General features: G+C 30.7%; 2 protein-coding genes. Both read right to left on the reverse strand.

What is annotated here, in order from left to right; all coding sequences use genetic code 11:
* Positions 1 to 78 precede the first annotated feature (78 nt).
* Positions 79 to 2,043 carry an ABC transporter ATP-binding protein gene (locus tag BMX60_RS11705; RefSeq protein WP_143055945.1) on the reverse strand — a complete coding sequence of 655 codons (1,965 nt, stop codon included), beginning with the start codon at positions 2,041 to 2,043 and terminating at the stop codon, positions 79 to 81.
* 599 nt (positions 2,044 to 2,642) lie between these two features.
* Complete coding sequence (locus tag BMX60_RS11710) at positions 2,643 to 2,861, reverse strand: DUF5348 domain-containing protein (RefSeq protein ID WP_091351428.1); 219 nt, start codon at positions 2,859 to 2,861, stop codon at positions 2,643 to 2,645.
* Positions 2,862 to 2,927 lie beyond the last annotated feature (66 nt).

Here is a 2,927-nt window from a genome sequence, read left to right on the forward strand (position 1 = left end):
CTACTTAATATATTCGACATTTTGGGGTGAAACCTCTTTTTTGCTTTAAATAAATTTAATAAAATCAGCCTCTTTGAATTATGCAATTTCCTCAAATAATAGATTCATAACCTTTGTTACGACCAAGGATATAACACTTGAAATTAGAGACACCAAAAATACATGCCTTAATGATTCTACTGATACAAGCTTCGTCAGCTCAATCTTGGTAAGTCCATTGGCTTTTAATAAGGAAATTTCATATTTACGATCTAAGATATGATTCATATGTATAATGCTCATTAATAAAAATATTATAATTAAAATTACTATAACAATAACTAATCCTATTTCTCTAGTATTTTTTACAATAGCATTCATGGATTCAATGTCTTGATATTCACTTACTGCTCTAAAGTTTGGGTTAATCGATGAAACTCTCTCAATAACTAAACCAACATCGTTATAGCTCTTGGCAAACACAACAAAAGCACTTGGTCTCCATTCGATATATTCTAGGTTGGTATCGATAGTGGCAGAATTTTGTGTTTGTGTTAAAATCATCTGCATTTTGTGATAAGGAACATATATTGCGTTATTACCACTGTTTGAGTATCTGTTCCTAACACTTTCATCTAATATCCCTTCAATTTTTAAGTCCAGCTCAACAACTTTTGATAAATCGATGTCTATTTCGTATACAATCCCTTCTGGGCGTACAGTCATCTGAGTTTCGTGCTGGGCTATTGGAACATAGGTTAACACTCGCAAGCTTACTGATTCCTTCAGATTCTCAATGCCAAGTAATTGGGCAAGTTGTGATGATATATATACCTTATCTGATGATTCATCACTTAATTTTTCTTTGAGTCTTCGCTCCAGGTTTTGTTCAGGATAATATGGAATAATCACATACTTATCATAAGGATTGTCCTTACTTTCGGCAAATGTATATTTTTCCTCTTTTTGACCTTTTGAAACGACAATGTATCCCTCGCTAGCTTCTGTTTCGTTAATTAGAGGATAGCCAATTGATCGAAACTCAAAATATGGGTATATGGTATCCACATAACTAATATTTCGAAGTAACTCAGCATCCTTATCTTGGATAGATAAGTTTTCATCAATATCTAAGATAGTATTTAAGGGTGCAGTCATATTCACCACGAAAATTTCTTTGTCTGATATGGCATCCATTAATTTTTCCTGTTCTTTTACAAAAGTATCTCCAAAGTTATACATAACTGAACTAAAGGCTATAGCTATTGCTGAGAGTACTATCATTAAATTTTTGGCGAAACGACCTTTCCTGCTTGTCTTTATAGCGTAATCAAAGTAAAACCTAGGTGTTAATTTAACATTATTATCATAATCCTCTGGTTCTTTTTTGCTGCTTTCATTGCTCGACTCACCTTTAACTAGTTGTATTTTATTATTTTTGATTTCATATATAACATCCGCTTCATTATATATTCTATCATTATGAGTAGCTATAACTATCTTCTTTTTGTCCTTGTGGGCAATTTTTTTAAAAATACCCATAATAATTTCTGAGTTTACAGTATCTAAAGCTGATGTTGGCTCATCCGCAAGAATTAACTCTGGTTGCTTTGCTAAAGCACAAGCAATAGCGACCCTCTGCCTCTCACCACCTGATAGTTTTCTAGGGTAATGATTACTGTCAATGTATCCTAATTCAACAAATTCTAAATAACTCTTAATTTCTTTATCGGTTATATTTATCCCTGCAATAGTCGCAGATAACCTAATGTTCTCGAAAATAGTTAAGTTTTCAACTAGATTATTGTCTTGAAATATGTATCCTATTTTCTGCTTTCTAATTCTACTCATCTCGAAGTCATTGGATAGGTCTAATGTAACATCATCAAAACTATACAAATATCTGTGATTAGACGATATTAAACCAAGAAGATAGAGGAGGGATGTTTTACCACTTCCGCTCTCACCAATTATAGCAGTTATTTTCCCATCGTAAATCTTAATTGTTCCATCTTCTATCAGCTTTTTATCAAACTCAATGTTAACATTACGTAGTTCTATCAAATGTAATCCCCCCAAGTAAATTATTTAAGATGACACTGAAAAAAATAGCAAATTCCCCCAGCGTGAATAAATATGAATTAAGTGTAGAGGTGTTACGATATGATAACACCTCTACACAATATTTCTATTGTTATATATTTCGAACTTATAAATGTTAGATAAACACTACCTAATATCCCCAATATTAGAACTAATATTGAAGCACATTTGAAATAATATGTGTTATAGTACGTGTGTCTGATTTAAAAGCAAGTGAAGTCCACTGAGTAATTAAACTTGAATAAATTGTATACGTTCCCTTGGCATATCCAACTGAGCCTACTCTATAATCCCAACTCGTAAGGCAATTTCGTATAAAATTTAGAATTTGTAAACTATTATCTATTATACTTAAAATCCCGGAAAAAAACAATATATTTAGGTAAATTTTTCAAAAATATTATGAATTATCAAATTAAAATTCCTAATATAATCAAAATAAAATAGTATCATGAAACCATATCGCCCAATATATTTTTCATATTAAATTAACTTAAACTAATAAAAAAAATCACATTATCACATTGTTTTAGAGAAAAGAAAAAGCGACTAAAAAGCCCCTAATAATATTTAACATCATAGCTAAAGGATTTAAATAAAACAAAAGAGATATTATCTAATATTACATACCAATCATGTGCTAACTCCACTCTACAAGGTCTATACTTATTAAAAATTTTTATTTGAAGATGCTCTCCACAACTGATAGGAAAGCGATTTTCTTTTCCTTTGAAATACCAACATTCTTTCTCTTTAGAATAAACTAACTTACCCATCATAGTCCAGTTTCCTCACAAGCTTTAAATACTATTTCTTCATTAATGATATTTGCTTTAAACTGATAT

The sequence above is a fragment of the Anaerobranca gottschalkii DSM 13577 genome (assembly GCF_900111575.1).
GTDB classification, from domain to species: Bacteria; Bacillota; Proteinivoracia; order Proteinivoracales; family Proteinivoracaceae; genus Anaerobranca; species Anaerobranca gottschalkii.

What these genes read in the sequence shown, in the direction of transcription:
- BMX60_RS11710 (WP_091351428.1), bottom strand. Translation starts at nt 2,861, where the DNA reads ATGATGGGTAAGTTAGTTTATTCTAAAGAGAAAGAATGTTGGTATTTC.